Source organism: Streptomyces sp. NBC_01176 (genome assembly GCF_045039825.1).
Lineage (GTDB): Bacteria > Actinomycetota > Actinomycetes > Streptomycetales > Streptomycetaceae > Streptomyces.
This window is the reverse complement of record NZ_CP108600.1, coordinates 9,901,498-9,925,851: the sequence shown is the minus strand read 5'-3', so window position 1 is coordinate 9,925,851 and position 24,354 is coordinate 9,901,498. Positions and strand designations below refer to the sequence as shown.

The following is a 24,354-nucleotide window of genomic DNA, read 5'->3' as shown; positions in this document are numbered from 1 at the left end:
CTGGGACCTGCCTCCATAGCGAGGGAGGGCGGGTCCGGGCAAGGGGTCAAGTCTAGGCGTCTGCCCGAACTGGGGACGGCACGCTCAAGGGGCGGCAGCCGACTGCCGCGAGGCCTGTGCCCGTGTGCCGTCAGCGTCGTGCGCGCGGGCCGATCGCTGTACCCCTGAAGGAGAAGAGGCGCATCCATGACCGCGATGAACCTGGTGTTGCCGTCACGTGCCGCGGACCCTCCCCTCGTGTCCCGGCTGGCGGCGTCGGCGGCGGTGGTCGAGGGCGGGGTGATGAGCAATGCGGAGGTGTTCGCCTGGATCGACGAGCGGCAGCGTGAGCAGCAGCAGCATGTCGAGCGGGTGCCGTTCGCGGCGCTGCGCGGCTGGCGCTTCGACCACCGCACCGGCGATCTGCGTCATGACAGCGGGCGGTTCTTCTCGGTGCTGGGGCTGGCGGTGCAGTCGGACTTCGGGCCGGTGCGGTCGTGGTCGCAGCCGATCATCCACCAGCCGGAGATAGGGATCCTGGGCATCGCGGTGCGGGACTTCGACGGTGTCCCGCACCTGTTGATGCAGGCGAAGTCGGAGCCGGGCAACGTCAACGGCGTGCAGTTGTCGCCGACCGTGCAGGCGACGAAGAGCAACTACACGGGTGTGCACGGTGGTTCGGCGGTGCCGTACATGGACGTCTTCCGCAGGCCCGGGGCGGGGCAGGTGGTGGCGGACGTCCTGCAGTCGGAGCAGGGGTCGTGGTTCCTGCACAAGCGCAACCGGAACATGGTCGTGGAGGTGGGCCCGGAGGTGGAGGCCGGCGAGGACTTCGCCTGGCTGACGCTGGGGCAGGTCAACATGCTGCTGCGGCACGACAACCTGGTGAACATGGACGCCCGTACGGTGCTGTCCTGCCTGCCGGACTGGCGTGGCGGCGAGGAGAACCTGGTCGAGGACGCCGGCTGGTCGCTGCACACCGACCGGGAGGTCCGCACCTGGATCACCCGGCGGCGTGCGGAGCACGAGGTGAGCGCGGCGCCGATCCCGCTGGCGCAGGCACAGGGCTGGCTGCGGACGCAGCACGCGGTGACGCACTGCAACGGCCTGTACTTCGATGTCGTCGCGGTGGACGTGTCCTCCCGCGGGCGTGAGGTGCCCGCCTGGTCGCAGCCGCTGCTGGAGCCCCGCGGCACGGGCATCGCGGCGCTGTTCGTGAAGCGGATCGACGGGGTTCTGCACGCGCTGCTGCGGGCCCGTGCCGAACCGGGCTTCCTCGACGTGGTGGAGCTGGGTCCGACCGTGCAGTGTGTGCCGGAGAACTACGAGCATCTGCCCGAGGCGGACCGGCCGCCGTATCTCGCGCAGGCGCTGGCGCGCCGTGCAAGTGCCCGCTACGACGTGGTGCTGTCCGAGGAGGGCGGCCGGTTCCGCAACGCGCAGAGCCACTACATGGTCATCGAGACGGAGAGCGACTTCCCCGCCGTGTCGGACGAGTTCCGCTGGCTGACGTCGCATCAGCTGGATGAACTGCTGCGCTACAGCCATCATTTGAACGTGCAGGCCAGGACGCTGGTCGCGGCGTTGAGGGCGCTGTGAGCGGCGCCGTGGCCCGGCCGCTGCGGCTGGGTGCGCTGGGGACCTCGTCCATCGCGCGCCGTCGTACGCTGCCGAAGGCGGTGGCCGCGCCGGAGGTGGAACTCGTCGCCGTCGCGGGCCGGTCGGCGCAGAAGACGGCGGCGTTCGCCGAACAGTTCGGGTGTGCGGCGGAGGCGGATCTCGCGTCGCTGCTGGAGCGCCCGGACGTGGAGGCGGTGTACATCTCCACGCCGACCGCGCTGCACCGCACCTGGGCGGCGCGGGCCCTGCGGGCGGGCAAGCACGTGCTGGTCGAGAAGCCGGTCGGGGTGGACGCCCACGAGGCACGTGAACTGGCCGACCTGGCGCGGGAGCGCGGGCTGGTGCTGCGGGAGAACTTCATGTTCCTGCACCACCCGCAGCACGCCTTCGCCGCGGACCTGGTGCGCCAGGGGCGGCTGGGCCGGCTGAGTGCGATGCACGCCGCCTTCTGCATTCCGCCGCTGCCCGCCGACGACATCCGCTACGTGCCCGACATGGGTGGCGGGGCCCTGCTGGACGTGGGGGTGTATCCGCTGCGCGCCGCCCAGCTGCTGCTGGGCGGGGGGCTCCAGGTGGCCGGGGCGGTGCTGCGTACGCGCCCGGACGGGCTGGACCTGTCGGGTCAGGCGCTGCTGGTCTCCCCGTCCGGTGTCCTCGCGAACGTGACGTTCGGCTTCGAGCACGCGTACGCGTCGGCGTACGCGCTGTGGGGTGACACGGCGCGTCTGTCGGTGACGCGCGCCTTCACCCCGCCGCCCGCGCACCAGCCCGTGCTCGTGCTGGAGGAGCAGGATCACGAGGAGCGGTTCACGCTCCCGGCCGCCGACCAACTCCACAACTGTCTGGCCGAGTTCGCGGCCGCGGTCCGGCGGGGCGACGCGGGCGGCGCGGAGGAGGCCGACAGGCGCCGAGCCGTGGTGGCGGGCATGGACCTGGTCGATCTGGTGAACAAGGTGGCCGTGCGGGTGCCCGTGGGCGACGGCCGGGAGGAACGGGACAGACCCACCGGCAGCGACTGAGCACCGTCTCCAAGCACCGTCTCCACGATCCTGGCGTCCCGCCGTACACGACGACCGGAAATCGCCCTCCCCGTGCGGGCGCCCGTGGTCCACTGCCGGGCAGACCATCCAAGGGGAGGGCCCGGAAGCCGACGGGCGGAGCACGCCACCCCCGAGAACCGTCCCGCCAAGCCCACCGGCCGGCCCGGATGCCGGCCGCACCAGAGGAGTGTCCTCATGGCTCCCCCCACCTCCCCCGGTTCCGCCTACGACAGTCCGCCGCCCCCGCCCGCCGGGGACGCGGACGAGGCCCCCGCGTCCCCCAGGGCCCCGGCCGGGGCATGGGGCTTCGTCGCCACCGTGGTCTGCGACATCGTCCTGCCGGCCGGCCTCTACTACGTGCTGCGCGACCTGGGCGCCGACGAGATCACCGCGCTGCTGGTCAGCGGATCGGCGCCCGCCCTGCACACGCTGTACTCGGCGGTGCGGCACCGCAAGGTCGACGCCCTCGGTGTCTTCACCATCACGCTGCTCGTGGTGAGCGCCCTCGCCTCGGTCCTGACCGCGAGCCCGCGCATCGTGCTCGCACGCAACAGCCTGTTCACCGCCCTCGCCGGTGTGTGGCTGCTGGTCACCCTCTTCACCGCCCGCCCGTTCACCTATCAGGCCGTCAAGGCGCTGCTGCCCGGGCGGTCGGCGCGGCTGGAGAGTCTGTGGGAACAGGACGCCGCGTTCCGCCGTGTGTGGCGTGCCGTGACCGTCCTGTGGGGTCTGGGGCTCCTCGTGGACGCCCTGCTGCGTCTGATCATGGCTTACTCCCTGCCCGTCGACAGCGTGCCCGCGCTCGACGCGGCCCTGTACGCGGCCACCTGGATCGTGCTCCAGGTCGTCACGCAGATCTCGCTGTACCGCTCGGGCACCTTCCGGAAGATCTTCTCCCGCTGACACCCGGCCGGAGCCGGTCTGCGGCGCGACAGACTTAACGGTCGTTTAATTCGGATCTTTCGCGCTACATAGGTAACTTCGAGATGATTACTCGGTTACGTGTGGTCGGTGTCGGTCGGTGTCGAGTTAGCCGGCGGGGTGCCCGCCCGCCGGGTGCGGCAGCCGCCTCGGGCCGTCCGGTCCCGCCGTCCGTGCGGGCCGCCGCAAACGGGCACCCGCGGGCGGCGGGCGGCATCCGCCCGCCGCCCCCGGATCGCCGCCGCAAACCCCGCGCCCCCGGGGCGCGGCCGGTGCCGCGCGCCGCGCGCAGGCCGTCGATCACGGCCCCCACCTCGGCATCCGCGCCGGTACCTGCCGCCCCGGAACGCGGCAGGAGCCGTACGGGCGTTCCTGGGCGCCACGTTGTCGAGCAAACCCCCGGCCCGCCGCCCCGGCGCCCGCCGCGGGCACGGCGGCCCTGCCGTCGACAGCCGGGTGGTGCCGCGCGCACCGGCCGGGTGCGCCCCTGCGAGCCCCTCCGCGCCGGGTGTGCGGACGGCCGCACCCGGCGGTCACCTCACGGACCGCGGGAACGGTGAAGGTGACGTGAAGGTGTCGCCGGGGCGCGGTGGACGCGGCGGTCCCGGCGGGGTTGTGAAGTCGGCGGTCACAGCGGGCCCGCAGGCATAACCCGACCGAATACGGCGCACACGTCACGGGCCGCCGCCGCTTCTCCTGACGCACGTCAAATGAGCGAGAACGTGTCCGGCCGCCGGCGCCGCGGGCCGGACACCGGCCGGTGATTGGCCCCGGCGGGGCTCCGCCGTTGTCGCGGGCCGCCTCGTGGGCCCCAACCTCCATGCGGGAAAGCCTGGTTCGGGCATATCCGGGGAAGGGCGACGCAAACTTGAGACTCGCTGGAGACTCACTCGAAAGACGGTTGAATCCCGCAACGCGAACGTCAATTTACGACCGCTTTCCTCTCTTCTTGTCGCTGCACCGCGCATTCGGCCGCTTGGCCACCTGTCGGGGAATTCCCCGACACCGCCCCATCCCGCACCCACCCCCACCTGCACTTCCTGCCATGCAGGCACCGGCCAGCAGCAACCTCTTGGAACGCGCCTGACGGTGCGCCAGCCTGCCCGTCAGCCGCAGCGACGAGGGAGGCCCCGTGCCGCACGGGCAGGCCGGTGAGCCGGGGCAGGGTGTCCGCGCACACGAACTGGCTCTTCTGACGCAGGAGTTGGATCATGCGCGGACGTCGGCCGGGTTCGTGCGGCTGAGCGGTGAACCGTGGGTCGGCAAGACCCGTCTGGCGCTTCGCCTGGCCCGCGCCGCGGCACACCGGGAGTGGGCCGTGGCATGCGGCCGGGCCGCCCGGGACGGAACCGGCCGCCCCTTCCACGCGCTGGTGGACGCGCTCGACGACCAGCTCGCCTCGGCGGATCCCGCCGCCCTGCGGCGGCTGGGCCCGGCCCGCCTGCGCCTGCTGGCCCAGGTCTTCCCGGCCTTGGGCGGCGCCTTCACGGAAAACCCGCGGGACGTCGACGTCCACGCGGTCGCCCGGGCGGTCCGCGCCGTGCTGGAAGAGCTGGCGGGCCGGCGCGGGCTCCTGCTGGTGCTGGACGACGCACACCGCGCGGGGCGGGAGGTGGCCGAGTTCGCCGAACACCTGCTGCGCCGCCCGCCGGACGCCCCGGTGCTCACGGTGCTCGTCCACCGCGGCGGCGGCCCGGGGGCCGGCCGGCTGGCTTCGCTCGCCCACCCGGACGGCGCCGTGCGCCACATCCCGCTGCGGCCGCTGCCGCGCGCGGCGGCCGCCGCGCTGCTGCCCGACGGGCTCGCCCCGCTGCACCGGGAGCTGATCCTGCGGGACGCGGCGGGGGTTCCGGGGCTGTTGCGGGCGCTGTCCGACGGCGAGCCGCCCGACACCGGGGGTGTCCCCCACAGCAGCCTCGAACTGGCCTGCGGCCCCTCCCCGTTGGCGCCGTCCGTGCAGGCGCTGGATCTGGGCGCGCTGTCCCCGCCCGCCCGGCGCGCCGCGGACGCGGCCGCCGCCGCGGGCGACCCCTTCACCGTGGAGACGGTGGCGCACACGGCCCTGCTGTCCGTCGAAGAAGCCCTGCGCGCGGTGGACGAACTGCACAGCGAGGGCATCGTCGGACCGGACCGCCGGGCGGGGTGGTTCCGCTTCCGCCGTCCTGCGGCCCGGGCCCTGCTGCACCAGGCCGCGGGGGCCGCGCGGGGGCGGGCGGCCCGGGAACGGGCGCTCGCCGCGCCGGCCACGGGCGAGGACACCGGCGCGGCGGTCCCCGCGCTGCTGGAGACCGCCGCGCCGCCCACGGCCGCGCAGGCGGACCTCCTGGAGAAGTACGCGCGCGCCACGGTCTTCACCCAGCCGGCCCGCGCCGAGCGGGCCGCCCGCCGGGCGGCGGAACGTCCCGGCGCCCCGCCCGGCGCGTGGCTGCTGCGGTGCCAGGCCCTGGTGCTGTGCGGGCGGCCGGCGCGGGCACTGACCGAGTACGCGCGGCTGTGGCCCCCGCAGGAGGCGCCACGGCCCCCCGCCGGGGTCACGGAGTGGACCGAGGCCGCGGTGTGGCGGGCCCGGGCGCTGCGGCTGCTGGGGGCCCGCTCGCAGGCGAGACGTGTGCTGCGCGCGGTGTCCGCCGAGGACCGTGCCGCCGTCCCCGCGGCCCAGGCCGAACTGGCCGCGCTGCTGCTGGAGTCGGGGCAGCCGACCCGGGGGGCCGCGCTCGGCGCCGCGCGCCGCGCCGTGCGCTGCGCGCCGGAGAGCGACGTGGCCGCGCACAGCCATGCGCTGGCGCTGCTGGCCGCCGCGCACGCGGCGCAGGGGGCGGCCGAGGCGGCCCGGGAGGCGGCCGGGGAGGCCGGACCGCTGCTGTCCGGGCTCGGCCGGGAGGGGGCGGCACCGGTCGTGGAGGCATGGCGCTGGCTGGGCGAGGCCGTGGCGGACGGCGACGGCCGACGGGCCCGGCAGTGTTTCCAGCTCGGTTTCGACCTCGCCCTGCACCACGGGCAGGGGCATTTGCTCGGCTCCTTCGCGCTGGGGCTGGCACGGGCCTGTCTGGATTCCGGGGACCTGACCGCCGCGGCCGCGCACGCCCCTTTCGCCGCCACCGAATTCGACCGACTCACCGCATATGATTCGGCAGCCGCCGCGCAGGATCTCCTCGAATTCATTGAAAGGGGTCCCGAGCACCATCCGGGGAAAGATTTGGGAATTCCGCTCAGTACGCGTGAGAGAGAAATCGCGATGCTTATAGGCCCGGGTCTGACGAATAAACAGATCGCGGCCCGCATGAACATCAGCATCAAGACCGTGGAAACCCACCTCGGACGCATATTCAAAAAACTCGGGGTGAAATCAAGGGCGCAGGTCGTCTTCCTCCTCTCCCTTCCGGTGTCCGAATTCCCGGCCCCCGGGGAGGAATGCGGGCCCGCTCCGCGGCGGCCGGCAACCGTCCGTTCACCCGCACCCGGAGGGCGCCCGCACCGGTCCAGGTGAACGGACGGTGGCACGGGGGCCCGCCCGCGCGGGCGGCCTTGCCGGTGGCCGGTGCCCCTGGCAAAACCGGGGACAAGCGGACCCGGTACGCCCGCTACGGGCACCTTTGCGGCCACAAAGCCCCGGGCCGCCCCGGCGCCAGGACACCCACCGGCGGGGACGATGCGCAGGTCCGGACCGGTGCCGGGGGATCGGGCGCCCCGGATGACGGGCGGGACCCGTCCGGGGAGGACGCCGGCCGGCCGTGCCGGCGGCGGCCGTATCGGGAACACACGGCCACCCTGCACGCACCCCGCCGCCACAGACCGACCGACCGCCCGGTACGGCCTCCTCCACCAGGCCCGCGGGCCGCCGCCATGCACAGGAGCGGGCACCTCGTCCAGGGCCTTACGGGCAGAGTGCCGGGCAGGGTGCGGCCGGTGACCCGCGGGGCACGGCCGCCGTGCCCCGCGGGTCACCGGCCGGGTCCGGCAGGCCCCTGGATTCGGCCAGGCCGCCGGGCCCGGCCGACTCCCGCGCCGGAGCCGCGCCGGACGGCACCGGCCGCGCGCCGCGACACCTGTCCGAGCCACCGAACAGGCCTTACGTCGTCCCGGTCCGGATGCCCCAGGCCGCCGAAGTCATGTGTGACAGCCGGAATTCGCCGAGGTGTCCGGCAGCCGCCGGGCCCTCCGGCCGGAGCGGGGACCCGGCCGCCCCGCACTCCGGAAGGCGCCCCGCCCCGGCGGGTTCCGGCACGTCGCCGCACCCGCCCCACGGCGGGGCCGAGGGGCCGCGCGGCGGCCCGCGGCGGGCCGCTGCGTCCGCTCCCGGAAGCCCGGCGGCGGCCCGGCCGGCCCCGCACAGCAGAACGGCCCGCCGGTTTCCGCGGCGGGCCGTCCGACCGTTCGGGGCCGGCCCGGTCGGGGACCGGCTCGCCGGGCCGGCTGGTCGGGGCCGGCCCGGCGGGGTGAAACATGAGCAAAGCCCGCTTTGCGGACATGCCGACGGGCGGCCCGGGAAGCACCGGCCCGCCCGCGTCACAGCTGATTCATCAGCCCCACTGGTCGTCCCCGAGCGGCGCCGCGTGTGCGGAATGCGCCGGGAAGGGCGACGACACGGCCACCTGGCCGTGTGCAATGGCGGGAACCGTAATGTGGGCCCCGAGCGTGCCGATGAATCCGGCGGTGGCCAGAAGTCCGGCGGTCGTGATTCGCAGTACAAGCTTGCTCATAGCTACCCCCACGTTCGACAGTTGGCCTTGCAGCAGCAAGACTCGCCGACCGGGGTTCTCCGCCCAACCCATTCCTGGTGTCGTAAAGTTGCCTGACAAGAAGTTCCGTCGCGCGGGAATGCGAGCCTCCAGTGCCTGAAAGCTCTCTCCCTGCAGGCGCTTTCGCCATGCTGGATGACGCAGAAGCGAAGGCGTACCGCAATGCAGTCCTGCTGGGCCGCTTTGTCCGTGAGGAGATGGCGACCGCCCTCGGCGTCTCCCTGGAAAAGGTGGCACAAGTCGAGGAGCGTCTGACGGCGCTCAGCCTGCTGCGGCCCCTGCCCGGCGAGCCGGAACTGCTGGTACCGGTGAGCCCCGACACGGCGGTGGCCGACCTCGTGGGGCCGGCCGAGGGCCGCATACGGGACCTGCAGCGGGAGGTCACCGAGATCCGTGACCAGATGGGCGCGCTGCGCGCGACCTACTTCGAGAGCCGCCAGCAGCGCAACCAGGCCGAGGCCTTCGACGTGATCAGCGACATCAACGCGCTGCAGGCCGTGCTGGACGAGCAGGGCGAGCGCTGCCGCACCGAGATGCTCAGCGCGCAGCCCGGCGGTGCCCGTCCCTCCAGCCTCCTGGCCAACGCCCGGCCCAGGACCCTGGAACGGCTCAGACGCGGGGTGCAGATACGCCACCTCTACCAGCACACCGCGCGCAGTGACCTCGCCACCGCCTCCTATGTGCGGGCGATCACCGAGCACGGGGCCGAGGTGCGCACCACCGACGAGCTGATCGACCGGATCGTCATCTACGACCGGGAGGTGGCCTTCCTTCCCGAGCAGCACGTGGGCGGCCGGGCCCCCGGGGCGGTGGTGGTGCGCGAGCCGACCCTGGTGGCCTTCATCTGCCGGGTCTACGAGCATCTGTGGTCCGGGGCCACCCAGTTCGTCCCCGGGGCCGAGGACAGCAGCGAGATCACCGACGACCTGAAGCGGTCGATCATCAGGCTCATGGCGCAGGGCTACAAGGACGAGCTCGTGGCCCGCCGGCTGGGCATGTCGGTGCGCACCTGCCGCCGGTACATCTCCCAGATCATGCTGAGTGTCGACGCCAACAGCCGTTTCCAGGCCGGGGTGCACATCGCGCTGACGGGGCTGCCCGACCTCCAGTAGCCCGGTCCGGCACTGCCTGTCAGGCCACAACCTGTCACCGGACGCAAGTGGCCTTCCTGCCCTGCTCCCCGGCAGGCTGGTACGACCAGTCACATCGAGCCAGGACACCGCCGAGGAGAGTGAGGCGTTGGAGACTTCCCGGCCCGCGCCGCCAGGGTACGGACACGGCAGCCGCCATCTGGTGCACCGGCCGCAGTGCTTCGGCCCCCAGACGCCCGACAGCCCCGACGACCGGTCCCAGGAATTCGTCCTGACCGGTGAACTTCCCACCTCTCACCCGCTGTTCAACGACGGACACGACCGCTTCCACGATCTGCAGGCGGCCATGGCGATGGTCCGCCAGGTCAGCGGGGGTATCGGTCAGGCCCACTTCGGTGTCGCGGCCGACCGGGTGCCGATCTTCTACCGGTTCGGCCTGGAGATGGACGAGGTCAGCGCCTGGCGCCGGCATGCCGGCCCCGGCACGCTGACGACGACCATGCGGGTGCGGCCCGACAAGGTGATCTCCGGAATCCCGCGGGCCCTGGAGTTCGACGCGCGCCTGGAGATCGACGGGGTCGCGGCGGGCACCGGTTCGGCCAATCTGCTCTTCCTCGCCCCGATGGCGCACCGCAGCCACCGTGAGCACTCCCGTCACACCGTCCTCGCGACGGCCGGGCACCAGCATCCCGGTCACGAGGACCCCCTCGGCAGGTCACCGGGCCCCGCTCCCGCGGACGTGGGGCGCGCCAGCGCCGTCAACGTCCTGCTGCGGTCCCCGGTGACCGTCAACGGACAGCGGCTGTCCGCGGCGGTGCTTGCGCCCGACACATGGCGGGCCGGCGCGGGCCGGCCGGACAAGGTGCCCTCGTCCGCGCTGCTGCTCGAAGTACTGCGTCAGACGGCGCTGTTGACCGCCCACCGGCTCCATGGCCTGGATCCGCGGCACTGTGCGCCCGTGGCCATGCACACGCACTTCCGGGGCCACGCCGAGCCCGACCTGCCGCTGCGGTGTGTCGCGGTGGCGCAGTCGGCCGCGCAGGACGCGCTGGGGCGGCCGCTGGTCGCGATGACGCTCGCCCTGACCCAGGCGGGGAGGGCGGTGACGGAGGCGGCGGTGTCAGTCGTCGAGGATCTGTGACCACTCCTCCTGTTCGGCGTCCAGCGCCTCGTGGATGGCCGCGACGGCCTCGGCGTCGAGCATCGTGGTGATCTCCGTGTCCAGGGTGCGGCCCATGCCCGCGTCGTAGACCGCGATGCTCACGACGAACTCGGTGCCGCCGCTGTTGAGGACGAGGGTCCGCAGCGTCCACTCGTCGCCCGCACCCGGCGTGCCGTCGGGCCGGTTCAGCTGGACGGGCCGGCTCTGCGGGCCGAAGCCGAACTCGTTGAAGCGGAACTGCATGCCCTGGCCGATCGCCTTGCTGTAGGCCTCCTTGAGCGTCCACAGCCGCACCAGGCTCGGATTGCGTTCCGGCTCGGGCAGTCCCGACAGCATCCGCTGCTCGTCGGGTGTGCAGATGAGCCGGGCCAGGCCGCGGGCGTAGATGCTGCGGTCGGCGCGTTCCGCGTCCACTCCGATCAGGCCGCTGCTGGTCAGGCCGACCAGCAGGAGGTCGTCGGTGTGGCTGAGGCTGATGTCGATCTGGTCGCAGCCGCGCAGATACGGCCGTCCGGTCGGCCCGTAGGCCAGTTCCAGGTCGATCGCCTCGGCCCGCAGGGCGGCCGCGGCCGCGTGTTTGAGCAGCCGGCGCGAAGCCGCGTACCGGCTCTGGATGTCCGGGTGCCCGATGTCGCGGTAGCGCGACCAGTCGCGGCCCAGCACCGCGCGCAGAGCGGGACCGTCCGGTGCGCGCGGACGCCAGTCGGCGAGCCGGCCGTGGACCACCGCCGTGCCGTAGCGCCGCAGGTCCTCGCGGACCGCCGCCCAGTCGCTGTCCTCCGCTGTCACACCGATCAGGCCCCCGCCGACGGCGTTCATCGGGTGTCCCTCCCCTCGGTGGTGACCAGTGAGTGGATCTCGCGCATGCTACGCGCCTCGAGCAGGCGGCTGACCGGGATGCTGCAGCCCGTCTCGCGTTCCAGGAGCATCAGCAGGCGCAGCAGGTGCACCGAGTCCCAGTCGGGCAGCAGGTCGAAGTCCGCCGCGGCCTGTTCCTCGGTCAGGTCCAGGCCCAGGCCGTCGCGCACCGCTTCGAGGAAGCCGGCGAGGCCGGCCGTGCTGTCACGACTCATCGGCGTCTCCTTCGAAGTCGGCCTCCACGGTCAGGTGACCGGGCGGGGCGGGGATGTCCTTGAGGTCGTGCCGGAACAGTGTCTCCGCGCTGTCGCCGGGGGTGTCCGGTACGAAGCCCAGTGAGGGGTAGAAGCCGCTCGCCCGGCCGTTGCCGCGGGTGGCGCGGTAGCGGGCGCGGACCGCGGGCAGGCCGAGGTCACGGGCGTGCGAGAGCACCGCGGCCAGGCAGCCGTCCTCGATGCCCCGGGCCAGTACCCGGCAGCTGAGGAGCATGTTGTCGATGGTCAGGCCGTCCGCGGTCTCCCGGGCGAAGATCGCGCCCACCAGGCCGCTGTCGCCGTACCGGTCGCTCACGTGCACCGTCAGCGGGCGGCGGCCTTCGGCGAGGATGCGTTCCGGCGGGACGCGTTCGCCGGTGAGGTTGAACTGGTTGGTGCGCAGGGAGAGTTGTGACACCCGGAGCAGTTCGTGGGGGCGGGGCGGGGCGATGCGGACGACGATGCCGAGTTCGCGCAGGTACTCCTCGTGCGAGCCGGTCGTGCCGCGCATCCGGGCCCGGGCGGCGGCGCCGCGGTACTGCGCGGTGCGGTCGCGGTCCTCGTCGGTCACGTGCGGGGTGTCGAACCAGCCGTCGGCCAGCAGCCGGGTGATGTGCCAGGCCGGCTCGGTGCCCAGCGGGACGACGGGAGTGTCCGGCAGACGGTGGCGGATCAGGGCGCGTTCGGCCGGGCTGTCGTCGGCGAACACCAGGGCGTCGGTCGCGATGCCCAGCTGGTCGGCGATGGTGCGCAGGGCGGTGTCCTTGGGGTCCCAGCCGGCCTGCACGCTGACGAAGTCCTCCGCGCGCAGTGTCATTTCGGGGTGGTGGGCGAGGACGTCCCGGACCGGGCCGGGGTCGTTCTTGCTGCTGACGGCGAGCAGCACGCCCTGGGCAGCGAGCTGTTTGACGACTTTCTGGAGGGCGGCGTACGGCTCGCCCTGCGGGGTGGGCCCGCAGGTGATGCCGTCCGGTCCGTCCTCCCCCAGCACCCCGTCCCACAGGGTGTAGTCGAGGTCGAGCACCAGGCACTTCTTCGTCATGCCGCGCCGGGCGCGCAGCACGTGCACGGCTTCGCGGGCCAGTGCGGCGAAGACGGCGGCGCTGAAGGCGCTTCGCGTGTAGAGGGCCAGCCGGGGGTCGGTGGCCGGTCCGGTGCCGGCGACGAGCGGGTCGAGGTCGACGACGGCCAGGGCGGGGTGTTCGCCGGCCAGTCGCAGCAGGCGGGCGTTGAACTCCCGCCACACCGCGCCGAGCAGGGCGCGCTGCCGCTGGTCGATGATCTGGTGGGTGGCGCCGCGGGGCAGCGGAAGGGTGTTGAGGACCAGGACTCCGGTGCCGTGCGCGGTGTGTGCGTCGGCGACGCCGCGCAGCTGGTCCAGCAGCCGGGCGCAGGCCTGTTCGGCGTCGTCGACCGTCCACGGCGGTACGAGCTGTTCCAAGACGGCGTCGGCGCCGAGCACACACACCGTCAGTTCCGGTCGACTGCGGCGCAGTTCACCGTGTTCGTCGGTGAGGTCGCGCAGGTAGGCCCCGTGGTCCCCGGTGACGAGACGGCCGAGCAGGCCGTGCCGGGCGAGTTCGGCCGTCAGCGGGTCGGTGAGCTGGGCGGTGGCGGAGTGGCCGGTGACGGCCACGGTGAGGACGGGGGTGTGCGGGTGGTGGGCGAGGACGTCCTCGGGGCGCAGCCGTGTCAGCAGGCTTCCGCAGCGGGTCAGTTCGTCGGCGGTCTGTTCCTCGGAGCGGTCCGCCGCGTCCGTGACCCCGGTCAGCAGCGGGGCCACGTCGGGGTAGGCCGCGGCCAGCCGGCCGGTGCGGTGCAGGGTGCGCAGGTCGTCCAGGGCGGTGGTCATCGGGTGTGCCCTTCTTCCCCGGGACCGGCGGGCCGTTCCAGCGCCAGCCCCGCCTTGATCCATTTGCTGGACTCGACGACCACGGACAGGGCGCGCTCCCCCGGGGCCAGCCGGTCCATGAGCCGGTCGAGCTGGAGCAGGGGCAGGGCGTTGCCGGTGTTTCCGGTCTCGCGTACGCAGGAGACCTCCCGGCAGCCGGGCGGCAGGCCGAGGCCGGCGACGATCCGGTCGGTCATGTGCCCCGACAGCTGGGGCGGCAGGACGGCGTCGATCTGCTGTGGGGTCCAGCCCGCCGTGCTGAGCAGTTCCCACACGATCTCGCCGGCGAGGGCGGGTACCTCTTCCTCGATGGTCTTGTAGTCCTCGAAGAGCATCTGCCGGTCCGGTTCGGGTTCGGTGATCCCGTGCCAGCCGACGATCTGTCCCGGTGGGCGTCCGCGTCCCGCGAAGCGGTGCAGCAGGCCGTGCACGGCGAGGGCGTCGCCGTGCGGGCGTGCGGTGACCACCGCGGCCGCGGCTCCGTCGCCGAACAGGACGTAGTTGACGAGTTCCTGGCCGGCCAGGGTGGTCGCGTCCCGGCCGGCTTCGAGGAAGCGGGCGGTGACGTCCCCGGAGACGACGAGGCCGGTGCGGTGGCCGCCGGCCAGCAGGGCGCGGGCCACGTCGAGGGCCTGGACGGCGCCCGAGCAGCCGGCCTGGATCTGGTAGGTGGGCAGGTGGTTGAGGCCCAGCCGGTCCGCGGTCTCGTTGGCGGTGGTGGGCAGCAGGGTGTCGGGGGTGGCGGTGGACAGCACCAGGAAGTCCAGGTCCGCGGCGGCCAGTCCGGCGGCGGCCAGTGCCCGGGCGGCGGATTCGGCGCACAGGTCGCCGAGGGTGTGGGTGACCTTTCCGGTCGCCAGGTCCCAGCCGAAGTGGCGGGTGCCGGTTCCCACGAAGAGGTCGATCCAGTCCTCGCTGATCCCGAAGGCGCGGCTCAGTGCGGCGTTGTCGACGGGTTCGGCGGGCAGCGCGCTGCCCGTGCCGGCGATGTGCATGAGTGCGGTGTGTGCTGTCATACCGTGGCCCCCGTGCTGGTCAGCTCGCGTACGAAGGCGGCGAGGGTGCCCACGGACTTCAGCGCGGGCAGCAGTTGCGGCACGGTGATGTCCGCGCCCCGCGGGAGTTGCTGCTCGATCCGGTTCTTCAACTGCATGATCATCACCGAGTCGAAGCCGAGGTCCTCGTAGAGCCGGGCCTCGGCGTTGACCTGTTCGCGTGCGTAGGCGCCGACCTCGACGACGGCTTCGATGACCGCGCTCAGCGCGGGGTCGGGCCGGTCCGCCGGGGTGCCGGGGCCGCCGGGGTGGGGCGGGTGGGCCGGGCCGGTGGCCGCCTGGCGCGGGGTGGTGTCCGGTGCGGCCGGCTGGGCGGTGGGCTGGGCCGCGGCGGTCTGTCCGAAGCGGTGGGCGCCGGAGAAGACGTAGGGGGCGAGGCGTTCGGTGCGGCGGTGGGCCGGCTCGTACAGGGCGTCCCAGCGCGGTTCGACGCCGCTCAGGTACAGGCCGCCCACGGTCTCGGCCAGGTCGGTGAAGGTGGCGGCGCGGCCGGGGGCGGGGTGCAGCAGCCGGATGCCGGTGGGCAGGCCGTCCTGCCGGGCCAGGCTCAACAGGTGTGCGGCCGGGCCGAGTTCGACGAGGCAGGTCGGGGCGGCCTCGGTCATCAGGGCGGACAGTGCGTCGGCGAACCGTACCGGTTGCACGGCCAGGTCCGCCCAGTACGCGGTGTCCGGGATCTCGTCGCGCAGCATCCGGCCGTGGCGGGCCGAGGCCAGGGCGATGCGGGCGGGGCCGGCCGTGACCGGGCCGGCCAGGTCGGCGATCCGGGCCGCCAGGGCGGTGTCCGCCGAGCCCTGGGCGCCGTGCGGGACCCGGAGGCGGCGGGTGTTCAGCCCGTGTGCGGCCAGGTCCGCGGCGGCCTGTCGCAGTACGTCGGCGGTGCCCGACAGGACGGTGTCGTGCGGGCCGTCCACGGCGGCCAGGAACAGGCCGGGGTGGGCGGCGAGGATGCCGGCGGTCTCCTCCGGGGTGGCGCGCACGCTGAGCATGCCGCCGTCGGGCAGGTCGTGGGCCGCGGTGGCGTGGGCGGCGACCAGGCGTGCGGCGTCCGGCAGGGTGAGCATCCCCGCGGCCACGGCGGCGGCGATCTCGCCGGTGCCGTGGCCGAGGACGGCGTCGGGCACCACGCCCAGCTCGGCCAGGGTCCGGGTGAGGGCGTGGGCGACCGCGAACAGGGCGGGCTGGGCCCATCGGGCGTGGTGGATCGCGGGGTCGTCGGCGAGGATCAGGTCCCGTACGGAGTCACCGGTGTGGGGGCGCAGCGCGTCGTCGGCGTCGTCCAGGTGGCGTCGGTAGAGGACGGATTCGCGGTAGAGGGCGGCCGTCATGCCGGGCTCCTGGCAGCCCTGTCCGGGGTAGAGGAAGGCGACGGCGGGCGGGCGCAGGGCGCGGTGGGTGACGCGGTCCAGGGTCGGTTCGTCGGCGGCGGCCGTGCGCAGGGCGTCGGCGAGTTCGGCGGTGTCGCGGGCAATGAACACGGCCCGGTAGGGCAGGCCGGTCTTGACCTGGTTGCTGGTCCAGCACACCGAGGCGGCGTCGCCGCGTGGCCGCCGGGCCAGTGCTTCGGCCTGGGCGGTGAGGTTGCGGCGCAGTGCCTCGGGGGTGTCGGCGGAGAGTGTGAACGCCCCGGCGGTGGCCGGCCCGCGCACGGCGGTGACCGGCGTCCGGGGTGCGGAGGCCAGGACGGCGTGCGCGTTGGTGCCGCCCATGCCAAAGCTGCTGACTCCGGCGACCACTTCCTCGGCCGGCAGTCGCAGGGGGGCCTTGAGCAGGCTCAGCCCCCGTTCGGCGAGCCGCAGTTGGGGGTTCTCGCGGGTGGCGAAGCGGCTGGCGGGCACGATGCGGTGGTGCAGGGCGAGGGCGGTCTTGATCAGGCCGGCGATGCCGGCCGCTCCTTCGGTGTGGCCGATGTTGCCCTTGACCGAGCCGATCGCGCACGGCTCGTCGCGGGGCACGGCGTGCACCTCGCCGAGGGCCGCGCACTCGATGATGTCGCCGAGTGTGGTGCCGGTGCCGTGCGCCTCGACGAAGCGGACCTGGTCCGCGTCGACGCCGGCCCTGCGGTAGGCGGCGGCCACCACGGCCTGCTGGGACCAGCGGCTGGGTGCGCTGACGCCGTTGCTGCGGCCGTCCTGGTTGACGGCGGTGCCGCGGATGACGGCGTAGACGCGCTGGTGGTCGTCGAGGGCGTCCTGGAGCCGGCGCAGTACCACCACGCCGACGCCGTCGCTGCGGCCGATGCCGTCGGAGTCCATGCTGAAGGGCTTGCAGCGTCCGTCCGGTGCCTTCAGTCCCATCTGCTGGTAGACCATGCCGAGCGCGGGGGTGAGCACGATGTTGACGCCGGCCGCCAGGGCGGTGGAACACTCCCCGGACAGCAGGGAGTTGACGGCGAGGTGCACGGCGACCAGGGACGAGGAGCAGGCGGTGTCCACCGCGAGGCTGGGGCCCTTGAGGTCGAGGTGGTAGGAGATCCGGTTGGCCGTCATGCCGGCGCTGCTGCCGGCGCCCAGCTGCGGGGTGACCCGCGCGTAGTCACCCATGTGGAGCTGGGCCCACTCGCTGCCCATCACCCCGACGAAGACACCGGCGTCGCTGCCGGCCAGTGCGGAGGGGGCACGGCCGGAGTCCTCCAGGGCCCGCCAGGCGCACTGCAGCAGGAGCCGCTGCTGCGGGTCCATGGCGGCCGCCTCGCGGGGCGCGATGGTGAAGAAGTCGTTGTCGAAGGTGGTGACGGTGTCGACGAAGCCGCCCTGGACGGTGTCGTCGAAACCCGGTCCGCGGCGGTCCTCGGGCAGCGGGCCGATCGCGTCGCCGCCGCGCATCAGCAGGTCCCAGTAGGCCTCGACGCCGTGGGCCGCGGGGAAGACGCAGTCCAGTCCGACCACGGCGACGGCGTTCACCGTTGCCACCGGTCGGGGTCCGCGCCGCGCGAGGTCAGGTGGGCCGTCAGGTGGGCCACCGTCGGATGGTCCCAGACGAGGGAGGGTTCGACGACGATGCCGAAGTCGTCCTCGATGTCGCCGCACAGGCTGAGCGCGCACACCGAGTCCATGCCGTACTCGGCCAGGGGCACCGTCGACTCGATGTTCTCGGGCAGCCGGTCCAGGTAGACCGCCAGGTGCGTGATCAGCCACTGGTGGAGCGGGGCCTCGGTGTGCCACGGCGGGGAGGGAGTCATCCCTGAAGGCTCCTTGTCCTGATACGGGCCCGTGCTCAGCCCGGAATCGGTGTGTTGTGCAGGTCGAAGCTGCGCCGGTCGCCGTAGCGGGCCAGGACCTCCCGGTGGACCCGGGCGGTGCACTCGGCGGGCAGGTCGGCGGCGGGGATGCCCAGCCGGCGGGCGATGCGGTGCAGGGCGGCGGCGGCCCACGCCGGGTCGGCCAGGAACGGGTCGGGTCCGCCCCGGTTGTGGTGCCACACACCCAGGACGCAGGCGGCGGCGAGCACGAGCACGTAGCGGTCGGTCAGGGCGAACCAGGCCGGGCCCACCGGATGGGCGGCGTCGGGGGGCGGCAGCGCCAGGACCCGGCTGCGCAGTTCGTGCAGTTCGGCGCTCATCTGGCCGGCCAGATGACGCAGCGTGCGCTCGACGGCGGTGGAGCCGGGCACGGACGCGGCGGTGGCCAGCAGGGAGGCGCTGACGCTGTCCCGGCCACAGGCCAGGGACAGTTGACCGTAGTCGAAGGGCGGCAGCGGAGCACCGGGGCGAAACAGTGCGGCGGGCGCCTCGACACTGGTGAACCAGGACTTCTCGGCGAGGGATCTGAGCTGCGGGATGATCGTCGCCTGGCAGGCGGCCGTGCCGGCGTGTCCGAGGCTGACCACCGGCACGTCGCGGATGTGTTTCTGGAAGATGCCGACGGTGCCCTCGCGGGTGTAGATCTGCGAGCCGAGCACCGTGGCCAGGTCGTACATGGTGTCGCTGAGCACCTGGGGCAGCAGCAGTTTGACCGCCGCGGAGTAGATGCTGGTCTCGGCGGGCAGCAGGTGCAGCGCCCGGGTGGCCACCACGGCCATGCAGTCGTAGAGCAGCAGGTTGACGAAGGCCCCGGCGAGGGTGCCCGCCGTGTGCTGCGGGTCGGTGGGGTCCAGGCCGGTGCGGCCGGGCCGCTGGCTGCGGTCCACCAGGACGGCGGTGCGCAGGCCGGTGTCCACCGCGGCGGACACCATGGAGGCCATGAGGGTGCGGCTGACCTGGAAGGAGCGCAGGGCGGTCACCACTCCGCCGCCCAGTGGTCCCAGCAGGCTGTCGCGGGGGACGACGCAGGCGTCGAGTTCCACTCCGGCGAAGAAACAGCCGCGCAGACCGAGGGTGGCGGGACGGCGGGTGACCCGGTAGCGGTCGGCGGGCAGGGTGTGCGGATCGAGCAGGAGCACCGAGTGGGCTCCGGTGGTGCCCGGCTGCGGTTCGGTGCGGCAGAACAGCACCAGGGCGTCGGCGCGGTGCAGGTTGTTGATGACCGGTTTGACGCCGGTGACCGACAGGCCGTCGGGGTGCACCTCGGCGCGCACCCCGCTGCGGACGAAGTCGTTGGTGTGGGCGGTCTCGTGCTGGGCGATGGCCGCCTTGGAGCCCGACAGCAGCAGGTCCGCCAGCCAGGCCCGCTGGTCGGCGCTGCCCTGCATCCACACGTCGGACGCGGCCATGAAGGTGGTCATGCCGTAGCCGGCCCCGAGGGCGACGTCGCGGCGGAAGACCGCGCGCATCACCCGCAGCAGGGTTTCGGCGGAGTCGAACCGGCCGCCCAGGTCCGTCGGCACGAACTCGCGGCTCATGCCGAAGTCGTCGAGCAGCCCCTCGGCGTCGGCGGACAGCGCGGCCCGCCGGTCGGCGTGCAGCAGGGCCCGGTAGCCGGCCGGGTTGGCCGGGTCGGCGGGGTCGCCCAGCAGCGCTTCCAGCCGGGCGACCCGGGCCGGGGCGTCGCTCGGGGGCAGGCCCTCGTGCAGCGGCGGCTGGGTCAGCAGCGCGGAGGTCACCACTAGCTGCTCCGCACCATCGTGGGGGCGTTCTCGCCGCTGGGCACCTCGGACGGTGTGATCAGGGCGCGCACGGCCGGGTCGAGGACGTCGTGGAGCGGGGTGATCTCACCGCGCAGGAACAGCGAGCGCATCAGGGTGCGCTGGATCTTGCCGCTGGTGGTGCGGCGCACGGTGCCGGGGCGTACGAGGACGACATTGCCGGCGGGGACGTCGAAGTCCTGTCCGACGAGCGTCTGGATACCGCAGGCCAGCTCCCGCAGGCGGTCGGTGTCCGCGCGGGGAAGGCGTGCCTCGTGGATCACTACGAGCTGCTCCCGGTCCGCTCCGACGGTGAACACCGCGCCGTGGCCGGCCGCGAGGGCGGGGCCGGTCTCCCGGATCGCCCACTCCACGTCCTGAGGGTAGATGTTGCGCCCGTTGAGGATGATGACTTCCTTCAAACGCCCGGTGATGTAGAGCTCGCCGTCGTCCACGGCGCCCAGGTCACCGGTGCGCAGGAAGGCGCCGGGGGTGTCCTCGAGCGTGGCGTGGAAGGTCTCGTCGGTCTCCAGTGGCTGGCGCCAGTAGCCCTGGGCGACGCTGTCGCCGCGCAGCCAGATCTCCCCGACGCGTCCGGGGGGCAGTTCCACGCCCGCCAGGGGGTCGACGACCCGCAGGTCGAAGTCGTGCGCCCGTCCCGAGCCGACCAGGGTGCGGGTGGCCGCGCCGTCGGCCGGGGCGCGCAGTTCGTCCTGTTCCAGGGCGGCCGCGTCCACGGTCAGCCGGCGGGCCGGGACGTTCGGCCGGCCGCCGGAGACCACCAGGGTGGCCTCGGCGAGCCCGTAGCCGGGGTAGAGACTCGCGGCGCGCAGTCCGGCCGAGGCGAAGCGGCGGGCGAAGGCGTCCAGGGTCTGCGCCCGGACGGGTTCGGCACCGCACAGGGCCAGGCGCCAGCTGGACAGGTCGAGTTCGGCGAGGTGGGCGTCGGTGACGCGGCGGGTGCACAGGTCGTAGCAGAAGTTCGGGCCGCCGCTCACGGTCAGGCCGTACTCGCCGATCGCGCGCAGCCAGCTGACGGGCCGTTTGATGAAGGAGACCGGGGACAGCTGGACGCACTGGGTGCCCAGCCACAGGGGGTGCAGCACATGGGCGATGAGGCCCATGTCGTGGTAGTGCGGCAGCCAGTTGGCGAAGCGGTCGTCGGCGGTGGTGCCCAGGAGGTGCTGCAGCGCCTCCTGGTTGGCCATCAGGTTGCGGTGGGTGACCATGACGCCGCGCGGTTTGCTGGTCGAGCCGGAGGTGTACTGCAGGAAGGCGATGTCGTCGGGGCCGACGCGCGGTGCGCGCCAGGCGTCGGCGGCCGTGCTGTCGTCGAGGTCAGTGGCCAGGCAAACCGTTTCTCCTCGGCCGGTCACGGCCAGCCACAGGGAGGTGTCCGCCGCGTGCTCGGAGTCGGTCAGCACCAGCGTGGCCGCGGTGTCCCGGAGGATGCCGGAGACCCGCTGCAGCCGCTCGCCCCGGTCGCCGGGCAGCGGGGCGGGCACGGCGATCGCGCCGGCGTACAGGCATCCCACGAACGCGACGAGGAATTCCGGGCCGGGTGGGTACAGGAGCAGCACGGGCCGGCCCTGTGCGCCGAGTTCGTGCAGCCGTACCGCGAGGGCGCGGGCGCGGCGGTCGAGAGTGGAGTAGGTGAGGTGTTCGGCTTCGCTGACGTCCCGCACGAACACCTGGGCGTCCGCGTCGCCGAGCGCGGCGACCCGTTCCCGCATCAGCTGGGTGAAGGTGGTGAATGCAGCGGTCAACGTCAGCCCCCTCATGGCGCATACGAAGCGGGGCACAGGACGCCCCTCTGCCGCCGAGCAAGCTCATCGTGAGATCACGGGCTAAAGCGCCGCTTGCGATGCACCGCCCCTTCACAGAATTCAGGGGTACGCCTGTCCGAATTTGGGGTGTGGCCGACGCCTACATTGGGGCAGCACGGTCTGTCGTCGCGGTTCCGCGGAGCGAGCGGGCGACGAGCGGCTCCGGCGCGCGTCGGCCGTCCGGTCCCGCCGGCCGATGCGACGGAGAAGAGGGTGGGAGCATGCGTTTTCGGATTCTGGGTCCGTTGGAGATCACCTCGTCCGCGGCGGCCGAGCCGGTCCGGCCCCGGGCGGCCAAGATCCGTGCGGTGCTCGCGACCCTGCTGGTCAGGGCCAACGAGATCGTCTCGGTGGACAGTCTCATCGACGAGCTGTGGGGCGAGCACCCGCCGCGCACCGCGACGACCACCCTTCAGGTCTACGTCTCGCAGCTGCGCAAGCTGCTGCACACCGCCGACCCGGAGTACGGCCGGGACGCGCTGGTCACCCGTCCGCCCGGGTACGCGCTGCACCTGGATCCCGCGCAGCTCGATCTGACGGTGTTCGAGGAACTGCACCACAACGGCCAGAAGGCGCTGCTGCGCGGCGACCACGCCGCCGCCGCGGATCTGCAGCGCCGCGCGCTGCAGCTGTGGCGTGCCCCGCTGGCCTCCGACACCCCGCACGGCGCGCTGCTGGCCCGGACCGCGGTGCGGCTGGCCGAGGTGCGGGCCGCCGCTCTGGAGCAGCGCATGCGTGCCGAGCTGCGGCTCGGTCACCATCAGCGGCTGATCGGTGAACTCCACTCCGCCGTGGCCGAGATGCCGATGCGCGAGGAGTTCCACATGCTGCTGATGACGGCCCTGTACCGGGCCGGGCGGCAGGCGGAGGCGTTACGGATCTTCGCGCAGCTGCGCCAGACCCTCGTCGCGGAACTGGCCATCGAACCGGGGCAGCCGCTCCAGCTGCTCCACCAGCGGATCCTGGCGGGCGATACGGAACTGCTGCACCCCGCCCCTGTCCCCCGGGCGTCCGAGGAGAGCGTGCCGCAGGACACCGGGCCCGCGCCGACCCCGGACACGGGCCGCCTCGGGCAGGTCCCGCTGCCCGGCCGCACACCCGACCGGCTGCCCCCGCGGGACCCGGTGTTCGTCGGCCGCTCCGACGAACTGGACCGGCTGGGCGCCCTGTTGCGCGACATCCCGGCCGGCGGCTGCGCGGCGGTCGCCGGGGCGGCCGGCATCGGCAAGACCGCGCTCGCCGTCGCCGCCGGCCACGAGCTGGGTGACCTCTTCCCCGGCGGCCGGGTCTTCCTCGAACTGGGCGGTCCGCCGCAGGCCGGCCCGGCGGAGCTGCTGACGCGTCTGCTGCAGCGGCTCGGGGTGGACGGGCCGCTGCCCACCGACGTGGCCGGGCTGCGCCGCGTCCTGGACCGGCTGACCGAGGACCGGCGGATCCTGCTGATCCTGGACGGCGCCGAATCCCCCGAACACATACGGACGTTGCTGCCGGCCTCGGCGGGCAGCACCGCGCTGATCACCTGCCGGCGCGTGCCGGAGGGGCTGACCGACCGGGTGCTGGAACTGGACGTGCTCCCCCAGGACGAGGCCCGCCGGCTGTTCACCGCGGCGGCCGGCCGTCTGATCCCGCAGCACGGCGGCGAGACGCCGGTGCGTGAGATCGCCGCGCTGTGCGAGGGACTGCCGCTGGCGCTGCGGGCGGCGGCGGCACGGCTGGCCTCCCGCCCCAACTGGGGCCCGGAGATGCTGGCCGCCCGGCTGCGCGGCGAACAGCGGCGGCTGGCGGAACTGAGCGCCGCCGCGCCGGGCTTCCACGACCGGATGCGCTCCTGCTACGAGGAGACGGAGCCGGTGCTGCGGCGCGCCTTCCGTCTGCTGGGGCTCGTGCCCGTGGGCCCCTTCGACACCCAGACGGCCGCCGCGGTCCTCGGGGAGGACGTGGCCAAGACCGGTGAGCTGCTCGACGCTCTGGTCAGGGCCCAGCTGCTGCGCCGGGTGGCGGGTGGCCCGGAGCACGGCACGCACCACCGGATGCATCCGCTGTGGCGGCTGCTGGCCCTGGAGTGCCTGGCCGCGGAGAGCCCGGCCGCGGAGGCGCGGGCGGCCACCGCCAGGCTGGCGCAGGAGTTCACCGGGCAGCTGCGCGAGGCGGGCGGCCACGCCGAAAGGTGCGGGATACATCCGCTGGAGCTGTTCAGCCGGCGGCAGGACGGGCTGGTGGACGTCGTACGCCGGTGTCACGCGGCCGGCCTGTGGGCGCAGACGGTGGAACTCGCCGACGCCATGACCGGCTTCCTGGAGGCCCGGGCGGCCTGGGACACCTGGGAGACCTGTCACGCCCTGGCGCTGGAGGCGGCACGCAGGCAGGAGGACCTCGCCGCCGAGGCCCGGCTGCTGCGGTCGCTGGGCGACCTGGCCTGGCAGCGGCGGCAGCTCACGACGGCCGGCGAGTTCTACGAGCGGGCACTGCTGACGGCCGACGCGGGGGCGGCGGCCACCGAACGCGGCCGGGCCCTGGTCGGGCTGGCCGACCTGCAGTTGGACGCGGGCGGCCTGGAGGAGGCCGCGGCGCTGCTGTCCCCCGCGCTCGACGCGGTGGCCGACGACCCCCGGGGCCGCTACGAGGCCCACCGGGTGCTGGGCCTGCTGGCCCTGGAGAACGTCGGCGTGGACGCGGCCGAGGCGCACTTCGCCGACTGCCTGGTACTGGCGGCGACCCTGCGCGACCCGCGCCTGGAGTCCTACGCGCAGCGGTGGCTCGACCGGGTGCACGGTCAGGGCCACCGGCCCGCGGGCTGGTCGGAGGTACGGCCCGGGGTGTGGCGCCTGGCGCCCTGCGCCAACTGAGCGGCTGTCAGCTCAGGGTCACCTTCACGTCCGACTCGGAAGCCGCACCGCAGTCGAACTTCATCGTCTGA

General features: G+C 73.6%; 15 protein-coding genes. 7 read left to right on the top strand and 8 right to left on the bottom strand.

Going from position 1 to position 24,354, the window contains the following annotated elements; all coding sequences use genetic code 11:
* Positions 1-186: 186 nt before the first annotated feature.
* The 6 genes from OG199_RS43165 to OG199_RS43140 all read left to right on the top strand — a co-directional run bounded on the left by OG199_RS43165 (position 187) and on the right by OG199_RS43140 (position 10,531).
* Positions 187-1,578 carry an NDP-hexose 2,3-dehydratase family protein gene (locus OG199_RS43165; protein WP_405827198.1) on the top strand — a complete coding sequence of 464 codons (1,392 nt, stop codon included), beginning with the start codon at positions 187-189 and terminating at the stop codon, positions 1,576-1,578.
* On the top strand, positions 1,575-2,618 hold the full coding sequence (locus OG199_RS43160; protein WP_405827200.1) for a Gfo/Idh/MocA family protein: 1,044 nt from the start codon (positions 1,575-1,577) through the stop codon (positions 2,616-2,618). The genes OG199_RS43165 and OG199_RS43160 overlap by 4 nt, the downstream gene beginning before the upstream one ends.
* A 216-nt stretch (positions 2,619-2,834) precedes the next feature.
* Positions 2,835-3,542, top strand: coding sequence for a VC0807 family protein (locus OG199_RS43155; RefSeq protein WP_405827202.1), 708 nt, complete (start codon positions 2,835-2,837; stop codon positions 3,540-3,542).
* Between the two features lie 1,150 nt (positions 3,543-4,692).
* A complete protein-coding gene (locus OG199_RS43150) occupies positions 4,693-7,047 on the top strand; it encodes a LuxR C-terminal-related transcriptional regulator (RefSeq protein WP_405827204.1) in 2,355 nt (784 codons plus the stop codon).
* 1,380 nt (positions 7,048-8,427) lie between these two features.
* Positions 8,428-9,411, top strand: coding sequence for a hypothetical protein (locus tag OG199_RS43145; protein ID WP_356809000.1), 984 nt, complete (start codon positions 8,428-8,430; stop codon positions 9,409-9,411).
* 127 nt (positions 9,412-9,538) lie between these two features.
* Positions 9,539-10,531 (top strand): AfsA-related hotdog domain-containing protein, encoded by a 993-nt coding sequence (locus OG199_RS43140; RefSeq protein WP_351725743.1) that lies wholly within the window; start codon positions 9,539-9,541, stop codon positions 10,529-10,531.
* On the opposite strand, the gene OG199_RS43135 is transcribed toward OG199_RS43140, so the two are convergent.
* Genes OG199_RS43135 through OG199_RS43100 form a run of 8 tightly spaced genes read right to left on the bottom strand, consistent with a single transcriptional unit; the run spans position 10,511 to position 21,377 of the window.
* Positions 10,511-11,371, bottom strand: coding sequence for a 4'-phosphopantetheinyl transferase superfamily protein (locus OG199_RS43135; protein ID WP_351725740.1), 861 nt, complete (start codon positions 11,369-11,371; stop codon positions 10,511-10,513). The two genes, OG199_RS43140 and OG199_RS43135, sit on opposite strands and share 21 nt — an antisense overlap.
* Positions 11,368-11,625 carry a phosphopantetheine-binding protein gene (locus tag OG199_RS43130; protein WP_405827207.1) on the bottom strand — a complete coding sequence of 86 codons (258 nt, stop codon included), beginning with the start codon at positions 11,623-11,625 and terminating at the stop codon, positions 11,368-11,370. Before OG199_RS43130 ends, OG199_RS43135 begins: the two co-directional genes overlap by 4 nt.
* A complete protein-coding gene (locus OG199_RS43125; protein ID WP_405827209.1) occupies positions 11,615-13,516 on the bottom strand; it encodes an HAD-IIIC family phosphatase in 1,902 nt (633 codons plus the stop codon). The genes OG199_RS43130 and OG199_RS43125 overlap by 11 nt, the downstream gene beginning before the upstream one ends.
* Positions 13,513-14,571, bottom strand: coding sequence for a 3-oxoacyl-[acyl-carrier-protein] synthase III C-terminal domain-containing protein (locus OG199_RS43120; protein ID WP_405827211.1), 1,059 nt, complete (start codon positions 14,569-14,571; stop codon positions 13,513-13,515). The genes OG199_RS43125 and OG199_RS43120 overlap by 4 nt, the downstream gene beginning before the upstream one ends.
* Positions 14,568-17,522 carry a type I polyketide synthase gene (locus tag OG199_RS43115; protein WP_401808880.1) on the bottom strand — a complete coding sequence of 985 codons (2,955 nt, stop codon included), beginning with the start codon at positions 17,520-17,522 and terminating at the stop codon, positions 14,568-14,570. The genes OG199_RS43120 and OG199_RS43115 overlap by 4 nt, the downstream gene beginning before the upstream one ends.
* Positions 17,510-17,791: an acyl carrier protein gene (locus tag OG199_RS43110; RefSeq protein ID WP_351725730.1), complete on the bottom strand. Its 282-nt coding sequence runs from the start codon at positions 17,789-17,791 to the stop codon at positions 17,510-17,512. The genes OG199_RS43115 and OG199_RS43110 overlap by 13 nt, the downstream gene beginning before the upstream one ends.
* Positions 17,792-17,826: 35 nt before the next feature.
* Entirely contained in the window at positions 17,827-19,590 is a 1,764-nt protein-coding gene (locus OG199_RS43105) for an acyl-CoA dehydrogenase family protein (RefSeq protein WP_356807385.1), read from the bottom strand.
* A 2-nt stretch (positions 19,591-19,592) separates the two neighbouring features.
* Positions 19,593-21,377 carry a fatty acyl-AMP ligase gene (locus OG199_RS43100; protein WP_405827214.1) on the bottom strand — a complete coding sequence of 595 codons (1,785 nt, stop codon included), beginning with the start codon at positions 21,375-21,377 and terminating at the stop codon, positions 19,593-19,595.
* Between the two features lie 281 nt (positions 21,378-21,658).
* Here OG199_RS43100 and OG199_RS43095 point away from each other — a divergent pair, with 281 nt between their 5' ends.
* Complete coding sequence (locus tag OG199_RS43095) at positions 21,659-24,283, top strand: BTAD domain-containing putative transcriptional regulator (RefSeq protein WP_405827216.1); 2,625 nt, start codon at positions 21,659-21,661, stop codon at positions 24,281-24,283.
* The last annotated feature ends 71 nt before the right edge of the window (positions 24,284-24,354 follow it).